25 protein-coding genes and 1 pseudogene are annotated in these 26,249 nt (G+C 40.0%); 20 read left to right on the top strand and 6 right to left on the bottom strand.

The annotated features are described in order from the left end of the window. Positions 1–3: 3 nt before the first annotated feature. Positions 4–909, bottom strand: a complete 906-nt coding sequence (rlmF, locus tag PAARA_RS05135; protein WP_062567983.1) for a 23S rRNA (adenine(1618)-N(6))-methyltransferase RlmF — start codon at positions 907–909, stop codon at positions 4–6. A 392-nt stretch (positions 910–1,301) separates the two neighbouring features. On the opposite strand from rlmF, the gene PAARA_RS05130 reads away from it, so the two are divergent. The 6 genes and pseudogenes from PAARA_RS05130 (at position 1,302) to PAARA_RS05105 (ending at position 5,403) form a co-directional block, all read left to right on the top strand. Continuing rightward, positions 1,302–1,907: a DUF998 domain-containing protein gene (locus tag PAARA_RS05130; RefSeq protein WP_062567982.1), complete on the top strand. Its 606-nt coding sequence runs from the start codon at positions 1,302–1,304 to the stop codon at positions 1,905–1,907. A 67-nt stretch (positions 1,908–1,974) separates the two neighbouring features. Continuing rightward, positions 1,975–2,193: a DUF6500 family protein gene (locus PAARA_RS05125; protein ID WP_062567981.1), complete on the top strand. Its 219-nt coding sequence runs from the start codon at positions 1,975–1,977 to the stop codon at positions 2,191–2,193. Between the two features lie 203 nt (positions 2,194–2,396). Beyond that, the gene (locus PAARA_RS05120) at positions 2,397–2,834 is read left to right on the top strand and encodes a GNAT family N-acetyltransferase (protein ID WP_062567980.1); all 438 of its coding nucleotides are present in this window, start codon (positions 2,397–2,399) and stop codon (positions 2,832–2,834) included. 264 nt (positions 2,835–3,098) lie between these two features. After that, complete coding sequence (locus tag PAARA_RS05115) at positions 3,099–3,650, top strand: cytochrome b (RefSeq protein ID WP_062568176.1); 552 nt, start codon at positions 3,099–3,101, stop codon at positions 3,648–3,650. Positions 3,651–3,870: 220 nt separating this feature from the next. After that, positions 3,871–4,236: pseudogene (locus PAARA_RS05110) on the top strand (GFA family protein); the annotation flags it as partial. 264 nt (positions 4,237–4,500) lie between these two features. Then, the gene (locus PAARA_RS05105; RefSeq protein ID WP_062567978.1) at positions 4,501–5,403 is read left to right on the top strand and encodes an alpha/beta fold hydrolase; all 903 of its coding nucleotides are present in this window, start codon (positions 4,501–4,503) and stop codon (positions 5,401–5,403) included. Here the strand turns inward: PAARA_RS05105 and PAARA_RS05100 are convergent. The 3 genes from PAARA_RS05100 to PAARA_RS20345 all read right to left on the bottom strand — a co-directional run bounded on the left by PAARA_RS05100 (position 5,336) and on the right by PAARA_RS20345 (position 9,951). Next, entirely contained in the window at positions 5,336–6,820 is a 1,485-nt protein-coding gene (locus PAARA_RS05100; RefSeq protein WP_062567977.1) for a tetratricopeptide repeat-containing sulfotransferase family protein, read from the bottom strand. The genes PAARA_RS05105 and PAARA_RS05100 overlap by 68 nt on opposite strands. Before the next feature lie 97 nt (positions 6,821–6,917). After that, the gene (locus tag PAARA_RS05095; RefSeq protein WP_062567976.1) at positions 6,918–9,503 is read right to left on the bottom strand and encodes a TonB-dependent receptor plug domain-containing protein; all 2,586 of its coding nucleotides are present in this window, start codon (positions 9,501–9,503) and stop codon (positions 6,918–6,920) included. Between the two features lie 292 nt (positions 9,504–9,795). Next, positions 9,796–9,951, bottom strand: coding sequence for an oxidoreductase-like domain-containing protein (locus tag PAARA_RS20345; protein ID WP_083515256.1), 156 nt, complete (start codon positions 9,949–9,951; stop codon positions 9,796–9,798). Positions 9,952–10,053: 102 nt separating this feature from the next. On the opposite strand from PAARA_RS20345, the gene PAARA_RS05090 reads away from it, so the two are divergent. Continuing rightward, positions 10,054–10,464, top strand: coding sequence for a hypothetical protein (locus PAARA_RS05090; RefSeq protein ID WP_062567975.1), 411 nt, complete (start codon positions 10,054–10,056; stop codon positions 10,462–10,464). Positions 10,465–10,563: 99 nt separating this feature from the next. Continuing rightward, the gene (locus tag PAARA_RS05085; RefSeq protein WP_062567974.1) at positions 10,564–11,925 is read left to right on the top strand and encodes a leucyl aminopeptidase family protein; all 1,362 of its coding nucleotides are present in this window, start codon (positions 10,564–10,566) and stop codon (positions 11,923–11,925) included. Between the two features lie 2 nt (positions 11,926–11,927). Here the strand turns inward: PAARA_RS05085 and gloA2 are convergent, their stop codons facing one another. Continuing rightward, on the bottom strand, positions 11,928–12,314 hold the full coding sequence (gloA2, locus tag PAARA_RS05080) for an SMU1112c/YaeR family gloxylase I-like metalloprotein (RefSeq protein WP_062567973.1): 387 nt from the start codon (positions 12,312–12,314) through the stop codon (positions 11,928–11,930). Positions 12,315–12,372: 58 nt separating this feature from the next. Further along, on the bottom strand, positions 12,373–13,446 hold the full coding sequence (locus PAARA_RS05075; RefSeq protein ID WP_062567972.1) for a ketoacyl-ACP synthase III: 1,074 nt from the start codon (positions 13,444–13,446) through the stop codon (positions 12,373–12,375). A gap of 151 nt (positions 13,447–13,597) precedes the next feature. Here PAARA_RS05075 and PAARA_RS05070 point away from each other — a divergent pair, with 151 nt between their 5' ends. From PAARA_RS05070 to PAARA_RS05015, 12 genes are all read left to right on the top strand, one after another. Further along, complete coding sequence (locus PAARA_RS05070; RefSeq protein ID WP_062567971.1) at positions 13,598–14,905, top strand: metal-dependent hydrolase family protein; 1,308 nt, start codon at positions 13,598–13,600, stop codon at positions 14,903–14,905. Between the two features lie 8 nt (positions 14,906–14,913). After that, on the top strand, positions 14,914–15,318 hold the full coding sequence (locus PAARA_RS05065; protein ID WP_062567970.1) for a nuclear transport factor 2 family protein: 405 nt from the start codon (positions 14,914–14,916) through the stop codon (positions 15,316–15,318). Between the two features lie 16 nt (positions 15,319–15,334). Next, on the top strand, positions 15,335–16,546 hold the full coding sequence (locus PAARA_RS05060; RefSeq protein WP_062568175.1) for a sensor histidine kinase: 1,212 nt from the start codon (positions 15,335–15,337) through the stop codon (positions 16,544–16,546). Further along, entirely contained in the window at positions 16,543–17,076 is a 534-nt protein-coding gene (locus PAARA_RS05055; protein WP_062567969.1) for a response regulator transcription factor, read from the top strand. The genes PAARA_RS05060 and PAARA_RS05055 overlap by 4 nt, the downstream gene beginning before the upstream one ends. 99 nt (positions 17,077–17,175) lie before the next feature. Further along, a complete protein-coding gene (locus PAARA_RS05050) occupies positions 17,176–17,580 on the top strand; it encodes a DUF1761 domain-containing protein (protein ID WP_062567968.1) in 405 nt (134 codons plus the stop codon). 42 nt (positions 17,581–17,622) lie between these two features. Next, positions 17,623–17,874 (top strand): hypothetical protein, encoded by a 252-nt coding sequence (locus PAARA_RS05045; protein WP_062567967.1) that lies wholly within the window; start codon positions 17,623–17,625, stop codon positions 17,872–17,874. Positions 17,875–18,022: 148 nt separating this feature from the next. After that, entirely contained in the window at positions 18,023–18,295 is a 273-nt protein-coding gene (locus tag PAARA_RS05040) for a CBU_0592 family membrane protein (protein ID WP_062567966.1), read from the top strand. Positions 18,296–18,443: 148 nt separating this feature from the next. Beyond that, positions 18,444–20,462, top strand: coding sequence for a TonB-dependent receptor plug domain-containing protein (locus PAARA_RS05035; protein ID WP_245219895.1), 2,019 nt, complete (start codon positions 18,444–18,446; stop codon positions 20,460–20,462). A 23-nt stretch (positions 20,463–20,485) separates the two neighbouring features. Next, a complete protein-coding gene (locus PAARA_RS05030) occupies positions 20,486–22,225 on the top strand; it encodes a sensor histidine kinase (protein WP_062567965.1) in 1,740 nt (579 codons plus the stop codon). Then, positions 22,222–23,592, top strand: a complete 1,371-nt coding sequence (locus PAARA_RS05025; RefSeq protein WP_062567964.1) for a sigma-54-dependent transcriptional regulator — start codon at positions 22,222–22,224, stop codon at positions 23,590–23,592. Before PAARA_RS05030 ends, PAARA_RS05025 begins: the two co-directional genes overlap by 4 nt. Positions 23,593–23,777: 185 nt before the next feature. Then, a complete protein-coding gene (locus PAARA_RS05020; protein ID WP_062567963.1) occupies positions 23,778–24,737 on the top strand; it encodes a porin in 960 nt (319 codons plus the stop codon). A gap of 56 nt (positions 24,738–24,793) precedes the next feature. Next, positions 24,794–26,224, top strand: a complete 1,431-nt coding sequence (locus PAARA_RS05015; protein ID WP_062568173.1) for an SLC13 family permease — start codon at positions 24,794–24,796, stop codon at positions 26,222–26,224. Positions 26,225–26,249: the final 25 nt, after the last annotated feature.

Here is a 26,249-nt window from a genome sequence, read left to right as displayed (position 1 = left end):
TCCTTATACTAGTTCGTTTAGAATGGCTTGGCGGTCGGCTTGGTCAAAATAGCTCCAAGCAATGAAGCGACTTATTTTTTGGCCTTGTGCCATTTTAATAATTTTTACATCTTTCACATCAAGTGTACTAAGCAATTTTTTTAAAGCTGGCAAAGTATCAGACTTAGAAACCAGCGACGTAAACCAAATACACTGCTCAGCAAACTCTTGGCTTTCAATGATCATTTTACTGATAAATTCACGCTCGCCGCCTTCGCACCAGAGCTCATTTTGTCGGCCACCAAAATTAAGCTCTTTTTGTGGGGCTTGGTTTAAGTTTTTCCACTTACGGTCAGTACCTTCTTTGGCCTGTTGTTCACTGGCATGAAATGGTGGGTTACATAAAGTAAGGTGAAACACATCTTTATGAGAAATAACCCCAGTAAATATTTTATTGGTATTGTTTTGCTGCTTTATAGTAATTTTAAGTCGATTAAATTGTGCAATTTGCTTTGCAATTTTAACGGATAAGGCATCGATATCTGAACCTGTAAAATGCCAGCCATATTCGTGATTACCAGTAAGCGGATAAATCACATTTGCACCAGTGCCTACATCAAGCACTTTTACCTGTTTACCTGTTGGAATATGCCCTTGGTTATCTTTTGCTAGTAAGTCAGCTAAGTGATGAATGTAATCAACACGCCCTGGTACCGGCGGGCAAAGGTAGGTGTCGGGCAAATCCCAAAAATCGATTTTGTAATGGCTTTTTAATAACGCTTGATTGAGGGTTTTAACCGCTAATGCATTGGTGAAATCTATCGTATCAGTGCCCGTTGGTGTTTGCTTTATAAAGGCTGCTAAAGCAGGGGTATCTTTGCATAGTAAAGTAAAGTCGTAGCCATTTAAGTGGCGATTTCGCGGATGCATTAAGGAAAACCTATCTGTTAGCCATATCAAAGGCAGATTGTAACAAATTAATCTTAGCTCTGGCGCAGTTACGGTGGATATTTTTATAACTAGCAAAAGGTTAGTATGTTTGATACGTGTAGAAGAGTTCTCATAACAAGCTGTAATGTATGGCATCTTATTAAATTAGCTTTAGTGTTTACGTCGCAATTGTTTAGGTGGGGGCTAGCCTTGCCTATTACTTAACACAGCGTTACTACACTCTTGTTTTGACATTAACATAAATAACTCACTGAATTTGTTTATGTCACAGGCAGCGATAAGCAAATTGCTTGCGCTAGTATAATTAAGCTCAATAGGATATTCTCATCGGCAATCTATATTAAGATGTATTTAATTATAAAAGGATTTTTATGTTTGAGACCATCTCTGCGCTATCTGGTTTATTTGCTACGATTTGGATTTCTGTAGGTGTTTTCGTAACGGCTAAGTTTTACCCTAATTACGACCATAAAAACCAATTTTGCAGTGAATTAGGCGCTGCGGGTAGCCCCACTGAAAAGTTATCACCTATTATCAATAATTATCCCCTCGGTTTTATATTTTGCTTATTTGGTTGGCATTTAATACAGCTTAATAATGCGAACATTGCTCTTGTCGTTACTGGTCTTCTTATTATGCTCCATGGAATAGGAACATGGGTTGCGGGCTACTTTCCAATGGATAAAGACCCTTATACCCAGTCACCAACATTGAGTTGTAAAATACACTCATGGGCGGGTGTTATAATGCTTTTATCTCTTTTACTTGCCCCAGTAATAGTCGCATTCAGCCCTGTCTCTACTTATATTCCTTTTGAGTTTAGAGTGTTTTCAATCATTGTAGTTTTGCTCGCTATTTTTTATTTAGTAAAAATGGCTAAAGGTTTGAAAAATAGAAAGTTAACTGGCCTTTATCAGCGTCTATCGTACTGGGTCAAGTTGATCTGGCTAAGTGTTTTATCTTTGTTATTAATATAAAGTTAGTTACATAGTTAAAGTCTGCTGGTAGCACTAAAAATACAAACAATAGATTGACAGGACATTTATGAGGGAAGAATTGAGAGCCAGAATACTGGAAGTTTGCGATAAGAAAATGAAGAGCAAGGGAGAGAATGTGGGTCTGTCATTTTACGCCTTTTTTAAAAATAAAAATGATTGCCCTGAATTGCTAATGGAAGCGGCTACATGGTGGATCCAAACTCATAAGTTAGATCACTTTGTTAAAGCAAAAACGATTAAGGAGATGGTAGAAAGTAATTTATAACAAGCTCTCTTAGACGCCACTAACATGTCGTTTCTAGGGCTGAGCTGTTATAAAGAGCGAATCACAGAACTTTGCTTTTTGTTAATTTTATTCAAATGATTACCTCGTAAAGTAAACATCCGTAAGTAGAAACGCGAGACGGTTTGAGGCAAAGAATTGAACTAATCGTTCAAAAATAAATATTATTAAGGTTAAGGAGTAACATGGGTATTTCACTGGAAGAAATAGGTAAATCGAATTACGAAGCTGTTTGTGATTTAGATGTAACCGATGAGCAAGAAGAGTATGTTGCTAGTAACATGTGGTCTCTTGTAGAAGCTCATTATAACTCAGGGTATATCTGCAAAGCGATTTGCCAAAATGGTCAGCCAGTTGGTTTTTTTATGTGGGTTTTAGAGAACCCCTCAAAAATTTCAATTTGGCGTTTCATGGTTGATAAGAGCTATCAGAATAAAGGGATTGGTAGGGAAGCACTAACGCAAGCAATAGATGCTATAAAGCAGAGTCCCACTGTTAAAGAAATCGAAATATGTTATGACCCAAAAAACCCTGTAGCTAAAGAATTCTATTCAAGCTTTGGTTTTCAAGAGGTTGGCTTGGACGAAGAAGATGATGATATGTTAGCTATCATTAGACTTTGAATTTTAACTACAATAAATTTAACGGTAAGTTCAGCTTGCCGTTTTTCATTTCTGTTATTTATTTTTTAAAAAATACATAAGTTTATTTTAAGGTTAGCAAAGTACAGTGAGACAGTAGCTAAAAAATAAACAAGATAATTTATAACTTGTTTATGTTTCTGATCATTAAAGTAACAATGATTGAACGCTACACTAAATCCACGAATTTCAAACGCATATAAACTAGGTACTACTGTGAATGCGTTTCTGTACAAACGAGGCTTTATGAATTTTAAAAATACAACAACTCATTACAGCACTATTTCAATTGCCTTACACTGGCTTATGTTTATTTTAATTGTTACTGTTTTCGCTAGTATTGAGCTACGTGAATTATTTGATAAAGGTACTGAAACTCGTAATGCTTTTAAAATGTGGCACTTTATGTTGGGCTTATCAGTTTTAGCTTTAGTCGTTGTGAGGATAGTTATGCGTGTATTGGCAGGTCCGATACCCGCAATACAGCCTACGCCTGCTAAATGGCAAGATGCTTTAGCTAAATTAGTACACATTGCGCTTTATGTGTTTATGTTGGCGATGCCAATAGCAGGCTGGTTAATATTGAGTATGGCAGGAAAACCAGTGCCATTTTTCGGTATAGAGCTTCCTGCATTAGCAAGTGAAAACAAGGAGTTGGGTAAGTCTATAAAAGAAATACATGAAACAGTCGGCGAGTTAGGTTATTACTTAATCGGCTTTCATGCCGCGGCTGCATTGTTTCACCATTATATTTTGGCAGATAACACCTTTATACGCATGTTACGTCCTAAAAAGTAGATACAAAACAAAAGCTTCTTACCAAAAATAAACTCAGGAAAGCATAATATGAATTGAAAAGAATTTTATTGGTAAACGGGATAGGTGACGAGTGCCGTACAGATTATTTTTACCATACTTAAAATATGCGAATAAGGGGGAAATAAAGCACATCAAATCAAATTCCCAACTCTAAATTTTAGTGTCAGATGGGAGGTAACAATATGGAAATAAAAAAGTACATAATGCTAAATGTCATTGTGGCACCGTAGAGTTAGAGCTGATTATGCCACATGGCTTAGAAGACCCGCGTCGTTGTTCATGTTCTATGTGTCGTAAGCGTGGAGCAATTGCTGCTTCTGTTTTGCTTGAAAACCTAAAAATTATTAAAGGCGAGGATAACTTAACCCTCTATCAATTTAACACCATGGCAGCAAAACACTATTTTTGTAAAGCATGTGGAATATATACTCATCATCAAAGGCGTTCTAACCCTCATCAATTTGCAATCAATGTTGCGTGTATTGAGGGTGTTAACCCCTATGATTTAGAGCCAGTTAAAATATACGATGGAATCCATCATCCGAAGGATGAAATTATCTTATAAATTAAAATTTTAACGAGTATTTTATAAACGTTATTCTCGGTTTGCCATTTGGATTACTTCACGTTTAATGATGGCGGCACATTAACTTAGGCTTGATATTGGTGCTTTAGATAAGCGCTGTTAGTGTTAACAAAAATGCTTACTTTAGCCCTTTTATACGTCATAGCGGTTCCTTGACTATCATTTCATAATGCTTGCTTTGCCCAATAGACTGGCGTAACTTAATACTGGTACGATGAGTCTATAAGAATAAAAAGGTCAAACGTGACGATTAAACAAGAATCAGTATTTATAAAGCTCGCCGAAAGCCAAACATTACACTTACGCCGTATCTGTAAAACGGATGCCAAAGGACCTGCAGTGTTTTTTATGCATGGTGCTGTTGAAAATGGCAAAATCTTTTACACCCACAGTAATAAAGGCTTGGCCCCTTTTTTAGCTGAACAGGGTTATACTTGCTATGTGGCTGATTTACGTGGTCGTGGAGAGAGTAAGCCTGCGATTTCAAAGCACGCAAAGTATGGCCAAACTGAGGCTATTTTAGAAGATATTCCCGCATTTTTAGAAAAGATTAAACAGCTTGAAGGTGAGCCTGCTCGTTATTGGGTGGCACACTCTTGGGGCGGGGTGTTAATGAACAGTGTATTTGCGCGTTTTCCTGAGCTGATTGAAGATGTAAAAGCGTGTGCTTATTTTGGCTCTAAGCGGTCTTTGTATAACCACCATCCGAGCAAGTATATTCAAGGTAATTTAATTTGGTATGGGCTGGCGCCATTAGTCGCCCGCAAGCATGGCTTTGTTCCTGCTAAAAAACTTAAGTGGGGTAGTGATGATGAAACCCGTAAATCCCATTACCAAAGTATGCAATGGGCTAAGCGCAAACCTTGGGTCGATACTGACGATGGTTTTGATTACGCCAAAGCATTAGCCGATAAAGCGTTACCACCGATCATGCATGTTGCGGGGATTAAAGACAAAGCACTGTGCCAGCCCATTGATATCGAAAAGTTTATGGCTGAGTCAGGCATAGGTAAACAAACTATGACTATTTATGGGCGCAAATACGGTCATAAAGTTGATTATGACCATATTAACATGCTTACTCATCCACAGGCTCGTCAGGACCAGTTTGCTGATCTTCTGAATTGGTTTGAGGCCCACTCATAAGCTTTTGCATTGCCACTTCGTAGCGTTTGTATTTTTCTGTTGCTTTTGTTGAAAGCGGTTGCCTGACAGCCGCTTTACTGAGTGTAGCCACAGGTTTATTTGATTTATAGAAATCTAAAAAGTGATCACTGTATTTAATAGCCAAAAATTCGCTTAAAGATTGTAATGTTTGTTTTGGCTCTGTGACAAGTTGTTCATAGTTAAGGTCAAAAATTGCCTCTGGCATAGTGTGCTGCCAATGTGCCATAAGCTCAGTGTATAAATCAAAGTACTGTTTGAACTCAGTGAGAGAGCAAAAGTAGGGTTCGTTTTCAGCAAAATAATTACTAAAGACTGACCATGCAATCGCATTGTAGTCGCGCTGCATATTAATAAACTTGGCATTTGGAAATAACAAATATATTAAGCCAAGAGATTGATAATTAGCGGGTAGTTTGTTGATCATAAATGGGCGCACTTGGGGCGCTTGTTTTATTCGTTCAATGTAGATGTTACGGGCATGATTGATCAGCCCTTGATCAAGCTTTGCCAAGCAAGCAGGGTAAGGGGTTTGCGTTTGTTGTTCAATATACGAGACTACTTCATTACTAATGCTTGCATCTTCGCCTAAGCTTGAAAAACTATCATGGCTTATTAGCATTTGCTCAACCAATGTTGAGCCACTTCTGGGCATGCCAATAATAAACACTGGCGTAATGGTGCCACTAAAAAAGCGATCGCGAGAATTGATTAAAGCCTGGCTATTATGTTGAATAATATCTTGGTAAAACGGCGTAAGCTCTGCTGTTTTAAATGTTGTTAACTTAAACTGTAGTTTGTTGGCAAGTGTAAAGTAATTAAATGCTTGGTCTGTGTCGTCTAAAATATCGTAGCTTTTACCCAGCGCATAATAACAAACCATTTTTAAGCGTAAGTTATTTGTGAGTGTGAGAAACTGATGCAGTTCTTGTATGTAGTTTTGCTCGTGATTAAACCGAGCAAACTGCACAAGTTCAAATAAAATATAGGCTTTTACAGGGTAGTCACCCATAGTCAAAGCATGTTGCAATGTGCTGTACGCTTTATCTAGCTCGCCATAAGTTAAGTAGTGTTGAGCAAGGTAGTAATGAGGCTCAGGATTGTGACTGGCGATGGACTTTGCATACTCCAGTACAGTTAAAGCATCGTTTGGAGAGTGAACACCATTAAACGCATCTGCAAGTGCATGCAAAGGCTCAAGCATATAAGGAAGCCGCTCACAAGCGCGTTGTAATAAGTAAACAGCGGCGTCATATCGCTCTAAGCGTAGTGCAATTCTACCTAAACCAAATAGAGCTTCACCACTTTCAGGATTGGCATCTAACAAAGCTTTGAAGTGAAATTCAGCTTCTTTTAATTTGTTTTCAGCAAGGAGTTGATTGGCTTTATTTAGCAACATGACATTACGATGAAATTATTATTTTTATTCACTATAAAACGAAAAAGGCGAAATGTCTTTCGCCTTTTTATTTAGCATGGTTAGTTCCTAAGCTCGCTTAGAACGTATAGGTTGCTTTTACGTAGTAGAAACCGCCGTTAATACCAAATGGAGATGTTTCGTAGTACTTACCACCCCAGTTGCTATTTGGAATGCCTGTGTTATCAAAGAAATCGAGTTTTTCAGCTTCTTGGTCAAACAGGTTTTGTGCACCCACAGAGAAACTGATTTCTTCAGTTAAGAAGTACGTTACTTCTGCATCAATGGTTACAGCTGCGTCAGCTGTTTTAGCTGTTGCGTCGTAATCTACGTGCACACCTTGGTATTCACCGAAATAGTTCACACGTGTAAATGCAGAAAAATCTTCCCACTGTTGCGCCCAGCTAAGTGTTGCGCGGTGATTTGGTAAATCATTTTCAAGGCGGCTTACTTTAAATTCGCCTGTGATTGGGCTTGATTTAGTTACTTCAGTATCATTCCAGTTATAAGCTAAGCTGAATGTAGAGCTACCACCTAACAATTCAGTTGCATAGTTAGCCACTAGGTCAACACCTTGCGTTGTGGTATCAAAGTCATTGGTAAAGAAACTAACTTGAGCAAGATTTTGTACGTTAGGTACGCCTGCTGCTTCGAGTGTGTCTTTATCCGCTTGGCTTAACTCAATTTTGTCTGATTGACTGATACGATCATCAACTTGAATATTGTAATAATCAACTGTTAAGAATAAGTCCCCTAAAGTCCAAACTGCACCAAATGTGTAGCTTTGCGACTCTTCTGGCTCAAGCTCTGTACCACCTAATTGTACTGCAATCGGGTTAGTAGGTGGTAATAGGGCAGAGTCCACTAATACACCACTGCTTAGGTTTGTTTGTACGTTACTAACGTTAGCCTGACCAACGGTTGGAGCACGGAAACCTGTACTTAATGAACCACGAATATTTAAGTCTTCAGTTAAGTGATACTGCGCTGTTAGCTTATAGTTAGTGGTTGAACCAAAAGTATCATAATCTTCGTAACGAAGCGCTAAGCCCATTAAAAATTCTTCAGTAAATGGTGCTTCAATATCGACGTAAGCTGCGTAGTTACGGCGTGTGTATTCACCAGCATCAGAAGGTTTGAAACCTGGGAAACCATTTGAGCCAATACCAAAACCTTGCTCTGTTAAAGGGCCCGCAGTGAAAGATGCCACATCACCAGAAACAACAGTAAATGTTTCTTCATGCCATTCTAAACCACCGGCTACGTTTACATCGTAAGCTAAACCAAAGTCAAAACCTTTTGATAAATCAGCGTTAAAGTTCTTTTCTAACTGCGTGTATTTACCTGGGCTAAAGTCACGCGGGCTTTCAGGACCAAGCGAAGCATTGATGGTATCGTAAATGAAATAGCGAGATTCATTAAAACCGACAGAACCACTTAAGTCGTAGTATGCGCCTTCTAAAAAGCCGTTAGTTACTTCACCTTTAGTACCAATTGTTAATGCAGTGTCTGTAATGTTACCACCAAAGTTAGGGGTAAAACCGCCAGGTAGAATTTCATTAAATGCAAAGCAGTCAGGGTTGTTAGCAACACCGTTAATGTAATCTGGGTTATCTAATACGTTATCATCAATCATGATGTCAGTAGGACAGTTGCCGCTCATGTCGCCAGTTAAATCACCAACAAGTAGCGTTTCACCGCCGTCATTTGAGTACACACCAGGGCGAGTATGTGGATTACGATAGTAGAAACCGCCACGCACATCACGCTCAGAGTAGTTACCAAACATGTAAAACTGTGACGTACTACTTAAATCGAGACCGATATTACCGAAAATTGAAATATCGTCATCGACCTCTGGTGCACCCCAAACTTGCGCAAGCGGAGAGACATCAGGCACACCTGCATCAGCAAGTGCAGCTGCATCTGGACGTTGAACTGAGCGACTTGTTGCGTCAGCCGTTTTGTATTGGAAGCTTAAATTTGCAAAGCCATCATCTGTGAAAGGAAGACCTACGTTACCAGAGATTTGCGTGGTATCGCCGTCGCCTTCATAGTATTCACCTTTACGGATCTCAAAAGAGCCGCCTTCAGAGGCATCTTTTAATACAAAGTTCATTACACCCGCGATAGCATCAGAACCATACTGTGCAGCAGCACCATCACGAAGTACTTCAACTTGCTTTAGGGCAATACTAGGAATTACCGAAATATCAGCACCTTGAGCACCATCGTTAATACCACCGCCTAAAAATGCAATAACAGAAGCACGGTGGCGACGTTTGCCGTTAACTAATACTAATGTACTGTCAGATGGCAAACCACGTAAGTTGGCAGGGCGAACAAGTGACGCTGCGTCACTGATTGGATTTTGATGCACGTTAAAAGATGGAACTGAGCCCTTTAATAACTCAAGCATGTCTGTGTTGCCTGCTTTCGTTAATTCTTCACCACCAATAATATCAATAGGTACCGGTGAATCACCAATTGAGCGTGGTGCTGAACGTGTTCCTACAACAGCAATTTTTTCAACATTTTTATTAACTTTTGTTTCTTCAGCAGTTTGCTCTGCGGCAACAACTGAACCTGATACAAATAGGCCAGCCGTTGTGGTAGCTAACGCAAACTTAATTGCGTGATGTAATGCACTATTTTTTAATTTCATTCTGACTTCCCCAGTTAGAATAGTTATGATTATGCCACCAAATAGGTATTTAAACTTGGTGTAAACAACTTATACCGACTGTAAATTTATTTTGCAAATTGTTAATGGTGTGTTGTTTTTGGCGCAGGAAGGGAAGTTTTGTTGTGATTATTTTTATTATGTGCATGAAATTTAAGAAGATAAATTATTCTTAAATTGATTAAAAATAGTCAAAATTTATCTGTTAGTTAGAAAAAAAATTTAATAATTGAGTGTTTGTATAATTTTTGAGCTAAAAGGAAGGGGTAACAGTTTATTTCTTTTGTTGTGTTTTATTACTTAATTGCCATTGCTTTAATTTTTCGCGGTACTCATCCCAAACACAAGGACAGCAACTTCCTCCACCACAGCACTCATCAGGCGCCGGTTTTTGTGGTTTATGATTGCTGTGCTGGTTAGTTTCGTGCATGTGAAATTTAAAATAGTAATAAAAGAGTGTGCAGGGTAATGTAAAAGTTAATATAAGTAAATTATGCTTTGTGAAGTCCCCTTGCTGTGTGAGAATAGCAACATGCGATTATATAAAGTCATTCATAGAGCCCCATTTAGGGTAGCTAAAATAACAAAAAGACGTCAGCAATTACGTTTCAAGCGCGCTATGGTGGCATTAAAGATTGCACTTGCACAAGAAAAGCAAGAAACCAAAGAAATGTTGCATATCTACAAGCGTTACACTCAAGGTAATGCTAGCAAAGAAGAATTACATACCGCTAATGAACAGTTCTTAGATATTTTAAAGGGCTTAGGTCTTGGTGTCTTTGCTGTTTTACCCTTTGCACCAATAACAATTCCCTTAGTTGTGAAGTTAGGCCATTGGGTTGGTGTAGATGTTTTACCTAGCTCTTTCAATATCAACAAGTCAATTAAAGAGATCGATCAGCAAGTGGCCAAAGAAGAGGCGGAAGAGAAAAATCAAAAATAATTTTTATTTCTTTGATTTAGCTAAATAGCTTGAATGCTATACCTTTTGTTGCTTGTTATTGGTATGCTTAATTATCTTTTCTTCATTTAGAGTCGTTTAATGAGTTCATTAATTCGTCATTCTTCATCGGGTATTCCTTTGTCTTTCGTTGAAAAAGCGCAACTTTCAGATTGGCTTAAATCACAATCAAAGGCACTACAAAATTGGCTAGCTAATTGCGATTTTAAGAATAAAGGCTTGGCTTTGGTTGCCGACAGTGAATCCGGTGAGCTTACTCACGTTTATTGTTTAGTGGCAGATCTTCAAGATTTTTGGTTAGCCGGTGAGCTATCGACAAAACTGCCTGCTGGTTGTTACCAAATACAAGGTGAAGAAAAGTTTATAGAACAGGTTGCGCTTGGTTTTATGCTAGGCGGCTATGAATTTAGCGAATACAAAGAGAAGCCTTCACCACGCGCGCAATTAGCAATTGAAAATAAAAGCCTTGTTGAGCGTTTAACACAACAAGCAAATGCAATTAACCTTGTTCGTGATCTAGTAAACACACCAGCTGCAGATATGATGCCTCAGCATTTATCTCAGGTTATGACAGACCTAGCAGACACCTATGATGGTGATTTCAGCGAGTGGGTTGGAGATGAGCTTTTAGAACAGAACTACCCAACAATTCATATGGTTGGTCGTGCGAGTGAAAATAAACCTCGCTTGCTAGATTTACGTTGGGGAGCACAAGATGCACCTCAAATAACGCTAGTAGGTAAGGGGGTTTGTTTTGACTCAGGTGGTTTAGATTTAAAACCAAGTTCGGGCATGCGCAACATGAAAAAAGACATGGGTGGCGCTGCACACGTGATTGGTCTTGCACAGTTAATCATGGCTGCCAACCTGCCTATTCGTTTACGTGTTTTAGTACCTGCGGTTGAAAATGCCGTATCACGTAATGCATTTAGACCAGGCGATGTGATCAAAACACGTAAAGGGATCACGGTTGAAATTGACAACACAGACGCTGAAGGTCGTTTAGTATTGTGTGATGCTTTAGCTGAAGCGCAAAATGATAATCCAGAACTTATTATCGACTTCGCAACCTTAACTGGCGCATGTCGTATTGCCCTTGGTACTGAGTTACCAGGTTTTTTTGCGAACAACCGTGATGTTGCCAATAAATTATTAGATGCCGGTGAAAGTTGTCATGACCCAGTTTGGCAACTTCCGCTGTTTGACCAATACAAAGCATTATTAAAAAGTGATGTGGCAGATATTGCCAACTGTGCGTCAACTCCATTCGGCGGTGCAATTACCGCAGCGCTTTATTTGAAAGAGTTTATTGAACCGAGCACGTCTTGGGTTCACTTTGATGTAATGGCATGGAACTTACGTGCATTACCTGGGCGTCCTGTTGGTGGTGAAGCTTTGGGTATTCGAGCGGTGTTTAATTACCTACAAGAGCGCTTCCAATAAAATTAAACTTGGTATAGCTCTAATGGCAAATCATCGGGATCGGCAAAAAACGTAAACTGCTTCCCGGTGATTTCATCCAGCCTAATTTCTTCAACTACAATTCCATGCTGTTCTAAATATGCTTTCGCTTTAGCAATATCAGCAACTTTAAACGCTAAATGCCGTAATCCCTGAGCCTCTGGATAGCTTGGTCTTTGTGGCGCATCAGGAAAGGAAAATAATTCAATCTGACTGCCATCTGGCAGTGCTAGATCTAGCTTATAAGAATCACGTGCACTGCGATACTGCTCATCAATTACAGGCAGTTTTAAAATTTCTGTATAAAAATGCTTTGAGTGAGCGTAGTTACTACAAATGATAGCGGCATGATGAATGCCTAATAATTCCATTGAAACCCTCAGGAAAAAGCGCGACTATTGCCGCGCTTAATATTTAATTTAATTTGAATTATTCAGTGCCTTTGCACGCTGCTACCGCAGGGGCTACTAACTCTAGTCCTGTTTTATCACAAGGTGGTAAAGCTGCGTCAGACTTCGCTATTGGCGTAACGCGCTCACCCCACTTAATGTAGCTTGCAGCCCACGTTAAACCTGCACCAAAGGCAGCAGACATTATATTTGAATGCGGCTTAATTAAGCCTTGTTCTACGGCCTCACAAAGTGCGATGGCAATTGTTGCTGCTGATGTATTGCCGTAATCCGCGATGTTAACCATTACTTTTTCGTCAGCTACTTTTAGACGCTGTTGAATTGCTTGGATAATGCGTAAGTTAGCTTGATGAGGCACTAATACATCAATATCATCAAGTTGTAACTGTGCTTGGTTTAAAACATCATCACAGGCTTCACTCATGCCTTTTACAGCACGTTTGAAAATTTCACGGCCTTCAAATAATAAATTAGACGGGCCAATTGGTTGGTACTTGTTAAGATCGCTACCAAAGTTTTCGATGTGAAGAATGTCTCTGTCTTCGCTATCACAGCCCGTTTTGGTTGCAAGCAAACCAGATGGTGTATTTGACGCTTCTAATACAACTGCACCCGCGCCATCGCCAAATAATACCGCACTGTCACGGCGGGCCCAGTTTACATACCAAGTCATACGTTCAGCAGCAATAACGACAGCTTTTTTGATCATGCCTGCACGAATTTGTGCGGTTGCAGCTTGTAATGCATATAAAAAGCCTGAGCATGCAGCGTTGGTGTCCATCGCTGCGGCGCCGACCGCACCAATATTTTTTTGAACCAAAGACGCAGTGTTAGCAACCATTGTAGAAGGTGTACAGGTAGCCAATAACACCAAATCAATGTCTTTAGCGTCAACACCAGCGCAGGCAAGAGCTTGCTTTGCGGCAACGGTGGCTAAATCGGCAGTAGAAACATGGCTGACACGACGAGATTTAATGCCTGTACGTGTTGTGATCCATTCGTCATTGGTATCAACAATATTGCTAATTTCATCATTGCTGATGCTTGCTGGTGGTATACATTTACCCCAGCCAGTAATTTGGGCATAAGACATAATGTGTTCTCTTTATGTGGTCAGACTTGTTAAATATCCCCAAAGTTATATCAAAATTCACATCTTAAGACTAGCGTAACGCTCCATCACGTCGCAAATAATGGCATTTACCCAGCATTTAGGTTAAACCTAGTATAAAAAAGAGGCGATTATGAAGAAAATAAATCTAAAAATAAGCACATTATCGGTACTGTCTTTATTATCCGCATTTGCTGTTAACGCGCACACTACGATTATTTATGCTGGAAAAATGCTCGCAGGCACTGAGCAAGAAGTGAAAGAGCAGCAAACTCTTATTCTTGAAGACAACAAAATTGCCGCAATAAAAGCAGGTTACTTAACTAAAGAGCAGTTAAATCTCAGTGATGCTGATGTTATTGATTTAAAAAACCAGTTGGTACTGCCTGGTCTTATTGATATGCACGTGCATGTGACGTTTGAGCGCGATGCAAAACGCAACCCGCACCAATGGACTACCGAATACGAAGCTGATAATGCATTACGCTCTTTAAAGTATTTACAGCGAACTGTCGAGGCTGGGTTTACCTCTGTCCGTGACCTAGGTAGTAGCTATCAAGTTATATTTCCGTTAAAGCGTGCTATAGAGCGAGGTGATATCGTTGGTCCACGCATTTTTGCAGCAGGTGATATGATCACACCAACGGGAGGCCATGCTGATATGCATGGCTATCGTCGAGATATCAGTGAAGCTGTAGGTCTTGGGCTAGGCGTTTGCAATGGGGCTGACGATTGTACTAGAGCAGTTCGTGATGTCATAAAAAGTGGCGCTGATGTGATCAAAATCACGGCAACTGGCGGGGTTTTGAGTAATACTGCTGCAGGTGTTAATCAACAATTTACCGATAAAGAGCTGTCTGCAATTGTTAATACAGCGCATCATTTAGGACGAAAAGTAACGGCTCACGCACACGGTACACAAGGAATAAAAGCCGCATTAAAAGCGGGGGTTGACTCAATTGAACATGGCTCGTTTTTAGATAAAGAAACGATAAAGCTATTTAAACAGCATGATGCGTATTTGGTGCCAACCTTGTTAGCAGGTGCGACTGTTAAAAAAGAAGCTTTAAGTAATCCAAACATGCCGAAGGCCATAGCAGATAAAGTTGAGTTTGTGGCACCAAAAATGGAAGCTTCATTTAAACTTGCGCTAAAAAACAATGTTAAAATTGCATTTGGTACTGATTCTGGTGTCTCAAGGCACGGCGCGAATGCCAATGAATTTGAGTTACTTGTAAAATATGGCATGACACCTACTCAAGCTATCAAATCCGCGACTGTCGAGGCGGCAAAGCTGTTAGGGCAGAGTGATAAACTCGGTGACTTGAGTGTTGGTAAGCAAGCGGATATCATCAGTGTTAACATGAACGTTCTTGATGATATAAGTCAGCTGAACAGCGTCAACTTTGTGATGCAGGGCGGTAAAGTGCTCAAACAGTAAGGATAAAGATGAGCGGTAAAATTAAAGCGACGTTATTTAATCATTTGATTGATGCGGAAAGACAATTACTGGAGCCAGAGGTAAGACAGTCAACTGAGGCGCTTGATGCATTGCTCGATGATGATTTTATCGAAATTGCTGCAGACGGTACGTCGTTTAATAAATTCCAAGTTTTAACCCGTTTACCTACTGAAGTTGTCCCTCAGTTTTATAATCAACACTTTAAAGGCCGTATGCTGAGTGATGATATTGCGCAGTTAAGCTATCAAGCTGCTTTTAGGCGCTCTGCACGTGCGGAATTTAATTATTCTGTACGTATGTCACTTTGGCGCTTTAATGGCAAACAATGGCAAATGGTCTTTCACCAAGGTACACCTTGTGCTGTGTTTACAATTTCTATGGACGATGATTAGTCGTAAAGAGTCCACTATGCAAACCGATCCGGCGATAAGTCGTTTATTAGTACTTCGTAGTGCCGCCATTGCGGTGCAGTTTTTTGCTGTGATTGCGGTGTATTTTTTATTTGAATATCAGATAGCTTTACTACCTCTGCTAACTGTTATTTGTATTGAAGCCGTTTTTCAGCTGTTAAGTATTTTCGCTTATCGCAAAGTAACCAAGGCCAAGCCCACAGCTGTCTTGATGCAACTTACCGCTGATTTACTCTTTTTAACTATTTTGCTCTCGTTAAGTGGCGGTGCAACGAATGCATTTGTCTCGTTACTGTTGCTGCCCATAATGATAGCCGCAGTTTCTGTGAATGCTAAGGGGCTAGCCTATATTGCAGTGCTAGCAATAGCAGCTTACAGTTTTTTATTGATAAAAATGCCTGAACACACCATGCACCAAATGCAGATGACACATCATTTTATCGGTATGTGGATAAACTTTGTTATTAGTGCCATTGTTATCGCGTTTGTCATTGGCACACTAAATAGCACGTTAAGAGCAAGAGAAGCCACTATTGCTCGAACCCGCGAGCAGCAATTAAGGCACGAACAACTATTGACACTCGATGGTGCCGCAGCCCAAGTGACACATCAATTAGCAACGCCGATTGCCAACTTACAGTTGTTATTCGAAGAGCTGCAAGAGCAACAGCCTGATGATCCTATTGTTCATGAGATGGCTAAACCACTGTCTCAGTGTAAAGAACAACTCGCTCATTTTAGAGCTCTTTCAAATGCTTTAAGAACCGGTGAAACACAGCAGGTTATTAGCGCTCAAACACTGCAAAAGACAATTCAAGATGCGATGACACTGCATTTTCCTGAGCAAACCTTACATTGGCTAAATGATGCACCACAATGCTCCATATTGAGTGACGCTATGCTGTTACCTGCTATGTTAAATTTGCTACAAAATGCAGTTTCGGCGAATAATAATAACCAAAAAAACACCATAGAGGCAGATTGGCAAATAGATAAACAACAGCTCTTATTGTCTTTACGTGATTTTGGTCAAGGCTTTAGTGAGCAGCAAATGGCATCATTAGGGGGTCAGCTTATGCCAAGTAGTACAGGTATGGGTATGGCAGTCATGCTATCTAATGCGACTTTAGAACGCTTAAATGGCTCATTAACACTATACAATCACCCTAAACAAGGTGCTATTGCGATGGTTAGTTTAAAAATAGTATGAAACTTTTGATTATTGAAGATGATATAAATCTTGCTAATACATTGGCAAGGCGTTTTGTTAAACAGGGCTTTGAATGTGAGCTTGCCCACAGTAGTAAGCAAGCATTAGAAAAATTAGCTATTTTTGAAGCAAGCCACTTTTTGGTAGATTTAAAAATTGGCGATGATAATGGTCTTACCTTGATTAAACCAATCAGAACACAATTTCCTACCGCTCGAATTGTGTTGCTAACGGGCTTTGCTAGTATCGCCAGCGCTGTTGAAGCCATTCGTTTAGGGGCTGATGACTATCTACCAAAACCTGTTGATTTTAATTCATTAATAAAAATTATTTTAGGAGATGTTGAAGCGAACTCCTCTGAGAGTGACACTCAGTCGAGCCAAGTTATGTCACCTGAGCGTCTTGAATGGGAGCATATCCAACATGTGCTACACAGAAATGAGGGAAATATCTCCCAAACGGCCAGACAATTAAATATGCATAGGCGTACATTACAGCGGAAATTACAAAAAAAGCCTGTTCAGCATTAACTCCAAACAGCTTACCTTCCATTTGTCCCATTTTATTTGCTGCTTTGTGGATCCTTAACTACATTCAGAAATAATCACTAGCTGTATGAGTCTTGGTGTATGGATTTTTCAGAGCTTAATTTTTTGGCTATTTTATTTGCTGCACTTGCTTCCTTTTTACTGGGCGCTGTTTGGTATTCTCCATGGTTATTTAAACGCATATGGATGGAAAGCTGTGGCTTAACCGAGCTGGATTTACAACAGATCAATCCGTTTCGTGTGTTTGGTGGCAGCTTTATTCTATGCTGTGTGATTTCTTTTACGCTCGCTTTATTCATTGGTAAGCAAATAAGTGTTGGTTTGTCAGTCGGTACAGGGTTTTTGGTAGGGGTGTGTTGGGTGAGTAGTTCGCTTGGTTTATGTTACATTTTTGAGCAACGTCCATTAAAGTTGTTTTTAGTTAATGCAGGCTATTCAATTTTACAATTTTCACTTATTGGCTTAGTTTTGGGAGTATGGCCTTAGCCATGTTAGCATAGCTTATCTAACTCGATTGATGAGAGGGTCATGGCTAAACCCAATAAAAAAGGGCCGACAAAAACGGTCGATATTTTCTGTAGTCAATGTAAAACACAGTTATTCAAATACCGAAAAGGTGGCAAAGGTGCGCTGGTTAAATGTTTTATAGAGCGTATAAGCCAAGACTTTACTTCTAAGCAGGGAATTTGCCCGCAATGTGAACGCCCGTTTGCACGTGCAACTATGATCCGTGGGGCGCCCGCATTAAAAATCATCGGTGGCAAGGTTAACCATAAATAGAAATTAAATACGGACATTTATCCTCGTTTGTTCTTTTTATTCTGATACCATCTCTCGGTTTGCTGTTTCAACGAATGAAATCAACCCTCCCCATGGATTGGGCCAGTTATTTGGGTATAAACAAATTGAATATAATGGACACATAAACGTGATAGCACTTTTATTTGATATTATTGGCATGACAGGTACATTTCTAGTTGTTGGTGCTTTTTTCTTACTGCAACTAAACAAGGCGTCTCCGACAGGGCTTGTTTACAATATGATGAACTTAACAGGCGCAATCTTGCTGCTGATTAGTCTGTGCTACAATTTCAACTTAGCCAGTTTTGTCATTGAAATTTTCTGGATTGCTGCCTCCTTAATAGGTTTGTATAAATATATCAAAAATAAACGCACAGATAGCGCCAAACAATTTAGCTAGAAAAATTTAATAATTTCTCAGCTGTTAAGAGGTTAAGCTCATTAATAAAGCATTTAAGCTGTTGTTAATGAGCTTTTTTGTGACTTAAGCTATAAAAATATTGCAAGCGTGTCTATCTTTTGTATTAATAGTGTAAATGGTGTGTTGCATGTCAGCACGTTGCTTTGATACAGGTCTTACGCAGCAAATGTTTTTAAGATGTTCAGCAATTCTCTCGCTCTTTTTGTATTCGGCCGCTTCTACTGCTGAAATGGTGAATATTGAGCAAGATTTATTTAACCTAAGCTTTGAGGATTTACTCAATGTTCAGGTTGATATTGCCAGTAAAACGAATGAAACCCTTTCTTCTGTCCCTTCTACAATGAGTGTGTTTACCCGCAATCAAATACAGGCTTTAGGAGTTGATAATGCCTATGAGGTGATGAATTTTGTGCCTGGTATGCAATCAACACGGGGAGACTGGGTTGGGGCGGTTCCTAAAGAACATGCCCGCGGTGTCTATTTAGATAATGGCAATGTCTTAGTGATGATCAATGGAGAGCGAGTCAATGAATCATCATTTGGTAAAGCATCTGTTTACATGCCATATATCCCTATTGATATCATTGAAAAAATTGAGTTTATAAGAGGCCCAGGCTCGGCTTTGTACGGCAGTAATGCGTTCCTTGGAGTGATGAATATTGTCACCAGTCAAGAGCGTAATTCACTCAACGTACTGGCAGGTAGTAACGGGCGTATTGGGGTTACTGGGCAGTTCCATAGGCAATTTAACGAACAAATATCTGCATTCTTTTCACTTTCTTATGACCAGAAAGATGGCGAAAAGTACGCTCAAGGAGTACGAGACCCCTTACAAGCAGTTTATTTTGAAGCAGGGCTTGATGTTGACCAACTTGAACTGCGTGCGCGATACAACAAAACAAAATTGGATGAGTTTTTAAATCTTGCAGGTTACTCATCTCAAAACCAGCACACAAGCGATAATCAGTTTTTAGGTGTTAACTACACATGGTTCGAAAGCGATAACCTAACTGTAGATAGTCACCTTTCATACACGGAACATGCTATTTCAAGTGCCGGTTTAATTGCCACTTTCTCTGATATACCCGATTTTTTACTCGGCCCTGAATGGCAAACAACAGACACGAAGTTTGACATAGAACTAAACTACCAATTTGATAATCAATGGCAGCTAGTAGCCGGTTTAGAATATGCCCAAGCAGAGCAGGTAGAGGCGGGTGTTAGAACGACTTATTATGATAGCCAGTCTGAGCAAGTTATAGTTGCGCCTGAGTATTACCAACAAGGCATCGTTACTGTATTGGATTTTCCTGAATTTGATTCGTTGAAATATACTTTTGAGACGTACAGCGCCTATGGGCAGGTAAAAATTCCTTACTCTGAGATGTTCACGTTTTTTGTTGGGGCACGTTACGACAACGTTAACAACATTGATAGTAAGTTATCACCGCGCTTAGCAAGTATACTTATTATTAATCCCCAGCATACATTAAAAGTTCAATATGGCGAGTCGTTTAGGACGCCTGTCACTAATGAGTTATTTTCAAATGACAACGTGACCATTGGTAATCCGTCTCTTGACTCCGAGCAAGTAAAAACAACAGAACTTGTTTGGCATTACGAAACTGACAAATTACAACTGAATACGGTTTTGTTCTACAACGAATTAAATGACTTTGTAAACGTAGAACCTTACGAAGGAAGTGAGGCTTTCTTTACCTTTGCTAACTCATTTAATACACAAAATAGTGGTGTTGAGCTAGATGGTGTATGGCAAATTGATGAGAGCCTGCGCTTGTCTGGAACTTACACGCAGTACTTCCATGATCCTATTAACCCTAGCTTTAAGCGATTTGCTAGTTTAATTACAAGCTACAACCTTTTTGATAACTGGCAAATCAATTTAAATGTAATTTGGCGAGATACAGTAGAGGTGAGTGCTGAAAATGGCGATTACTTTAAACAATCTGCATATAGTTTGCTAGGTGGAAGTATCAAATGGCAGTTAACGGATAGAAGCCATTTAGCCTTAAAAGCTGAGAATTTATTTGGCAAACGCTATGATGTTTTTGACCCTCGCGTTGCCAGTGGTGCTGTGGCTGGAACAACCGAAGAATTATCGTTACACTACCAAGTCAAATTCTAGTAGTGTTATGACTTAAGGTCACAATGTCATCGTTAAGTAAAAAATTAGTGGGCGCTGTTGCGCTGTTGGTGTGCTTGTTAGTACTTGTTTTTTACTTTGGTAGACAACACGATTTTGATAAAGCCAAGCAGCAAAGTGCTGTTCAAGCCTCACAATTAAGCCATTACTTTTCAAGTGAACTGGCTCGCTTTGCAACGATTCCCTCTCTTGTTAGCGCAAATAACTTAGTTAAATCGTTTGTTTCGAATAAAAAAATTGGCGAGCAAGCGGTTAATTATTACCTCGAAGATATTCAAAAAGCCAGCGGAGCCTCTGATGTTTATTTAATGGACTTAACAGGCTCAGTCATCGCAAGTAGTAATTGGCAAGTTGACTATACCTTTTTAGGAAGTAACTTTGCATTTAGGCCGTACTTTTATTTAGCTAAAAACAAACAAAAAGTAGCCTACTTTGCCCTTGGAATGCGTTCCAGTGAACGAGGCTTTTATTTTTCGGAACCTGTGATTGAAGATGGCAAAGTCATTGCCGTTGTCAGTTTAAAAGTCAATGCAAAAAAGTTTGAACAAGACCGCCAACTATTAAATACATCTCAAAGCACACATTTTTATATTTCCTTGCCCGATAGCGTCATTGTAATGTCAGATGTGGCAAGTTGGCGTTTGACTTCGTTGAACAGGTTAAATGAACAGGCGATGGCGAATCTCATTGATTCAAGACGGTATTTATCACACATTCCAAAAAGATTAGCTTATTCAGGGCAAGCGCTTAGCGAAAATATTGCATTACAGCGAATTGTACTTAACGACAAACATGCAAGCTTTGTTGCTGCATCCCAAAATATCGATATTATCCAAGCAAAAGCGACTGTCTTGGTTGATATAAGCCATTTATCAGCCGCACAAATCCCCAGACTTTTATGGTTTTGTTTATTTTATGTTGTACTTGCAGCGTTAATTCATATGTCGATGGTGAGGTTTGCCGGTTATAAGAAGTTACTTTTTTCTCGTCATAGCTTGGAGCAAGAAGTCATTGAACGAACCCAAGCATTAGAGAAAGCGCAAAAGGCGCTTATTCAAACGGCTAAGCTTGCTACGATAGGGCAGTTAAGTGCAGGCATAAACCATGAGATAAACCAGCCACTTAGCGCAATGAGCACTTATTTAGTCAGTGCCAAGCGGCTGCTAGGAAAAGGCGATATAGCGCGGGCTGGCGAAAACCTCGTTTTAGTTCAGTCATTAATTGAGCGCGTACATAAAATTGTGGCACAACTTAAGCACTTTAGTAAGCCATCACAGACTCAGTTACGTCGACATAGCCTCGCCCAGATGTTAAAAAACGCCTTGATGATCGCCAGCGCGCAGCTAAAGCAAGACGCCGTTACTATTAAAAACGCAAACATAGATGAGCACATTAGCGTTTTGGTCGATAGCGTTAAGTTCGAGCAAGTTTTGGTGAACGTAATAACCAATGCCAGTCAAGCTATGTCTGAGTGTGAACAGCGAGAGTTAAGTTTCGAATTGGAGTTATTTGATAATCGTGTGAAATTATCAATATTAGATACGGGGCCAGGGATTGATCAGCATGCTTTAGGCAATATTTTTGAGCCATTTTACAGCACCAAGACGAGTAATGGTTTAGGGCTGGGTTTATCAATTTCACGGCAAATTATCGACTCATTTAATGGCCGCTTAAGTGCTCATAACCGGCCTGCTGGTGGTGCCCAATTTATTATTACATTGCAAACGAATAAGGAAACACAATGAGCTTAGTTACGGGGGCTTGTAAGCAAGTCATTGTTATTGATGATGAGGCCATGATTCGAGATTCATTAAAGCAACTACTGGAAATTGAAGGCTATCAAGTGCAATGTTTTAATGAACCTGTGAGTGCTTTAACAAAGTTAAGTCGCCGCTTTGAGGGAGTTGTTTTAAGTGACATTAATATGCCGAAAATGGACGGTTTGGCTTTTCTTGAACAAGTAAGGGCATTTGACAGCGAATTACCCGTTATCTTTTTAACGGGTTATGCTGATGTCTCTGTTGCTGTAAAAGCAATGCAACTTGGCGCCTATGACTTATTTGAAAAGCCACTCACGGAGCAACTGCTTGACTGTATTGCTAGAGCCTGTGAAAAGCGTGCTTTAGTGATGGAAAATCGCGCATTAAAACTTGCGGTCGAAAAAACATCCGCGCCAGGTGTGCGTATTTTAGGTGAAACCGAACAAATGCAGCAAATGATGCATTTACTTAATGCCGTGATTGATACACCCGCAGATGTATTAATAGAGGGAGAAACAGGGACAGGGAAAGAGCTTGTGGCCCGTTACTTACATGATCAAAGTAATCGTTCTAGTGCTAATTTTGTTGCTATTAACTGTGGTGCTATTCCAGAGCAATTAATAGAGAGTGAGTTATTTGGTGCAGCCAGTGGCGCGTACACAGGCGCGACTCAGTCTCGCCAAGGCAAGTTTGAATTTGCTAAAGGTGGCACTGTTTTTTTAGATGAAATCGAATCAACACCGGCAAGCTTACAAGTTAAATTACTTCGTGTTCTTGAAGAAAGGAAAGTGACTCCGGTTGGTGATAATCATGCAATCGATCTTGATGTGCGTATTGTCGCAGCAACCAAAGTTGATTTGTTAAAACTGGTTGAAACAGGCGATTTTAGAGCCGATTTATATTATCGCTTAAATTTAGTTAAAGTGAGTATTCCAGCTCTTAGGGATAGAAAGGCCGATATTCCATTATTGTTTAAGCACTTTAGCTCGATTGCTGCGACACGGTTTCATAAGCCGCCCGCACCACTTAGCACCGAGGCTAAACAGCGGCTGCTCGCTTATGATTGGCCAGGGAATGTTCGAGAACTTAGAAACCAAGCTGAACGTGCAGTGTTACTCGGCTCTGATTTAGCATTTGCCTCTTATAATCAAAATAATAATGATAATGAACTCGCACAAGATTTAAGCTTAGCGGAAAAAGTCAGTTTTTATGAACAATCATTAATTGAAGATGCGCTAGAGCGAAACAACGCGAGTATCAAAAATACCATGGCAACCTTGCAGATTGCGCGCAAAACTCTTTATGACAAGATGGCAAAATATGGAATCAACCGCGATATGTTTAAAGATTAGTGTGGGTTTGGTGACAACTAAGCGTTTTAATTGTGTGGGAAACCGCACACTTCCCGCCTTTTAAATTGATTAAATAGTGACACTGCACTGTTATAAAAGGTATTTAATTTAATAATTTGAGTTGGCAACCAATTTGCCTCTGTTGTTAGGAACAACAATTTGAACCTAATAACAGGGGGCACATAATGACAACAATATTAACTCAAACAAAAACACACCTTGCGGCGAGTGTAGCAATAGCCTGTTTTGCCAGCTCAGCATTTGCTGCTGATTATGCAATATACGGTAAAGCGGAAGTCCAAATAGCAAACACTGATACTGGTGTTATGCGATACGTCGATGAAGGTACTCAAATTGAAGCACCATTTTCTCGAATTGGTATTAAAGGTAGTCATAAACTAACAGAATCCCTGAAAGCCGTTTTCAAATATGAAGTACAAGTAAAGGGTTTTGAGCATGATGATACTGACGAACCATTTTCAGCGCGTAATACCTACTTAGGTCTTGCAGGTAATTTTGGTGAAGTGGTTGTGGGTCGTAATGATACTCGTTTTAAATACTCAGAAGGTAAAATAGACGGTTTTAACGAAACCCAAGCAGATATCGCACAGCTCATTCCAGGTCAAGATCGTATTGGCGACACAATTACCTACAGTTCTAAGACCTATGGTGGTGCATCTTTAGCACTTACTTATGCACCTAAAGATGATAGCAGTAATGATGAGGCTGGTTTTGCTGCAACTATTATTTATGGTGACCGTGCATTAAAATCAAAAACATACTATGTTGCTATAAGCCATGTTGATGCGTTAAATAAATTAACGGCAAGTCGAGTTGTTGCAACGTGGAAGTATGACAATTTGCAACTGGGCGGCTTATTTCAACGCAGTGAATCTACCGATGGCATAAAAGAAGGGAATGGTTATGCACTCAGTGCTAGTTACACCATTGATAAGTGGGTACCAAAGCTTCAATACGTGAAAGATGACTCTAAAATCCGTCATGCAGAAGAGGGCAAGCAATGGACAGCGGGACTTGACTACGTATTTGATAAACAGACTACGGCTTACTTATTTTACACTGATTTAGATCTTGAACTTGAATCAGACAACAGTATTGCGCTTGGTCTTAAATACAAGTTCTAGGAGTTAGTATGTCATTAGTTAATCAAACAAAAGATGGTACACAGCCACGCCCATTAATGAGCACAGTAATGTTATTACTAGGCCCATTGGTGATGCTGTTAACGTGCTTTATTGAGCCACCTGCTGGTATGAGTGTACCAGCTTTAAGAACGGCAGGCCTTGCTTTTTGGATGGCTTCTTGGTGGGTGAGTGAGGTTGTGCCAATTCCCGCAACATCTTTATTGCCTCTTGTTATATCTCCTCTTGCTGATATTGCTGCAATCAAAGGCGTCGCAGCACCTTATGCACACCCTTTGATCTTTTTATTCTTAGGCGGCTTTTTGATCTCAATCGCGATGGAGCGTTGGGGTCTACATAAGCGTATTGCACTTAACACTATGCTTCGTGCAGGGACTAAGCCAAGTCTACAAATTTTAGCCATGATGTTAGTAACGGCTTTCTTATCAATGTGGATGTCTAATACAGCGACAGCAGTGATGATGTTACCGATTGCGATGTCGATTACTATGTTGGTTAAGCAGTCAAATCCAGAAAATGACCAATTTGGTAAAGCATTATTATTATCCATCGCTTATGGTGCAAGTATTGGTGGTATTGCAACACTTATTGGTACCCCGCCAAATGCATTAATGGCTGCCTATTTGTCAGACAGCTACAAGATAGATATTGGCTTTGCCGAGTGGATGAAAGTCGGTGTACCCCTTGCGACCATTATGCTTATTTTATGCTGGGTGTGGTTGACTAAATTTGCCTATAAAGTAGATACACAATGTGCAAAAGCGGCCAGTAAAGACACTAAATCACTCTTTTTGTCTCAGCTTCAAGAGCTGGGAGCAATGCAGCGTGCAGAGAAGGGCGTTGCCCTGGTATTTGCTTTAGCAGCTATTTGCTGGATCTTCAGACCTTTGATCGCTGATTACTCAGGATTAAATGTATCAGACACTGGGATTGCTATTGCAGCTGCGCTGCTGTTATTCGTACTACCTGCTAATAAAGGCGACGGTGAGCGTATCCTTGATTGGGAAAGTGCAGCGAAAGTACCGTGGGGTGTTTTATTACTGTTCGGTGGTGGTTTAACATTGGCGGCACAAATAAAGTCATCAGGCTTAGCTGAATACATAGCGCATATGATTGAAGGTGCTAGTGCTATACCTCTGGTACTGAGCGTATTAGCTGTAACCGCGTTAATTACTTTTTTAACAGAGATTACCAGCAATACGGCGACAGCTGCAGGCTTCTTGCCACTGTTAGGTCCGGTTGCTGAATCAGTATTTGGTACGCCACTTGTTTGGGTTATTCCTGCGGCAATTGCGTGCAGTTGTGCGTTTATGATGCCTGTAGCAACGCCACCAAATGCCATTGTGTTTGGCTCTGGGCAAATTCAAATGCGTGACATGATCCGCTCTGGTTTTGCACTGAATATTATCGCCATCGCGATGATCACCATAGTGACAATGACCCTTGTAGCTGCTGTTTTCGGTTTCTAATCCGTCAGCGTTTAAACCAACCATC

It is taken from the genome of Pseudoalteromonas arabiensis, assembly GCF_001550155.1.
Classification (GTDB): domain Bacteria; phylum Pseudomonadota; class Gammaproteobacteria; order Enterobacterales; family Alteromonadaceae; genus Pseudoalteromonas; species Pseudoalteromonas arabiensis.
The sequence above is the reverse complement of the archived record's forward strand: the minus strand, read 5'-3'. Positions and strand labels throughout refer to the sequence as shown.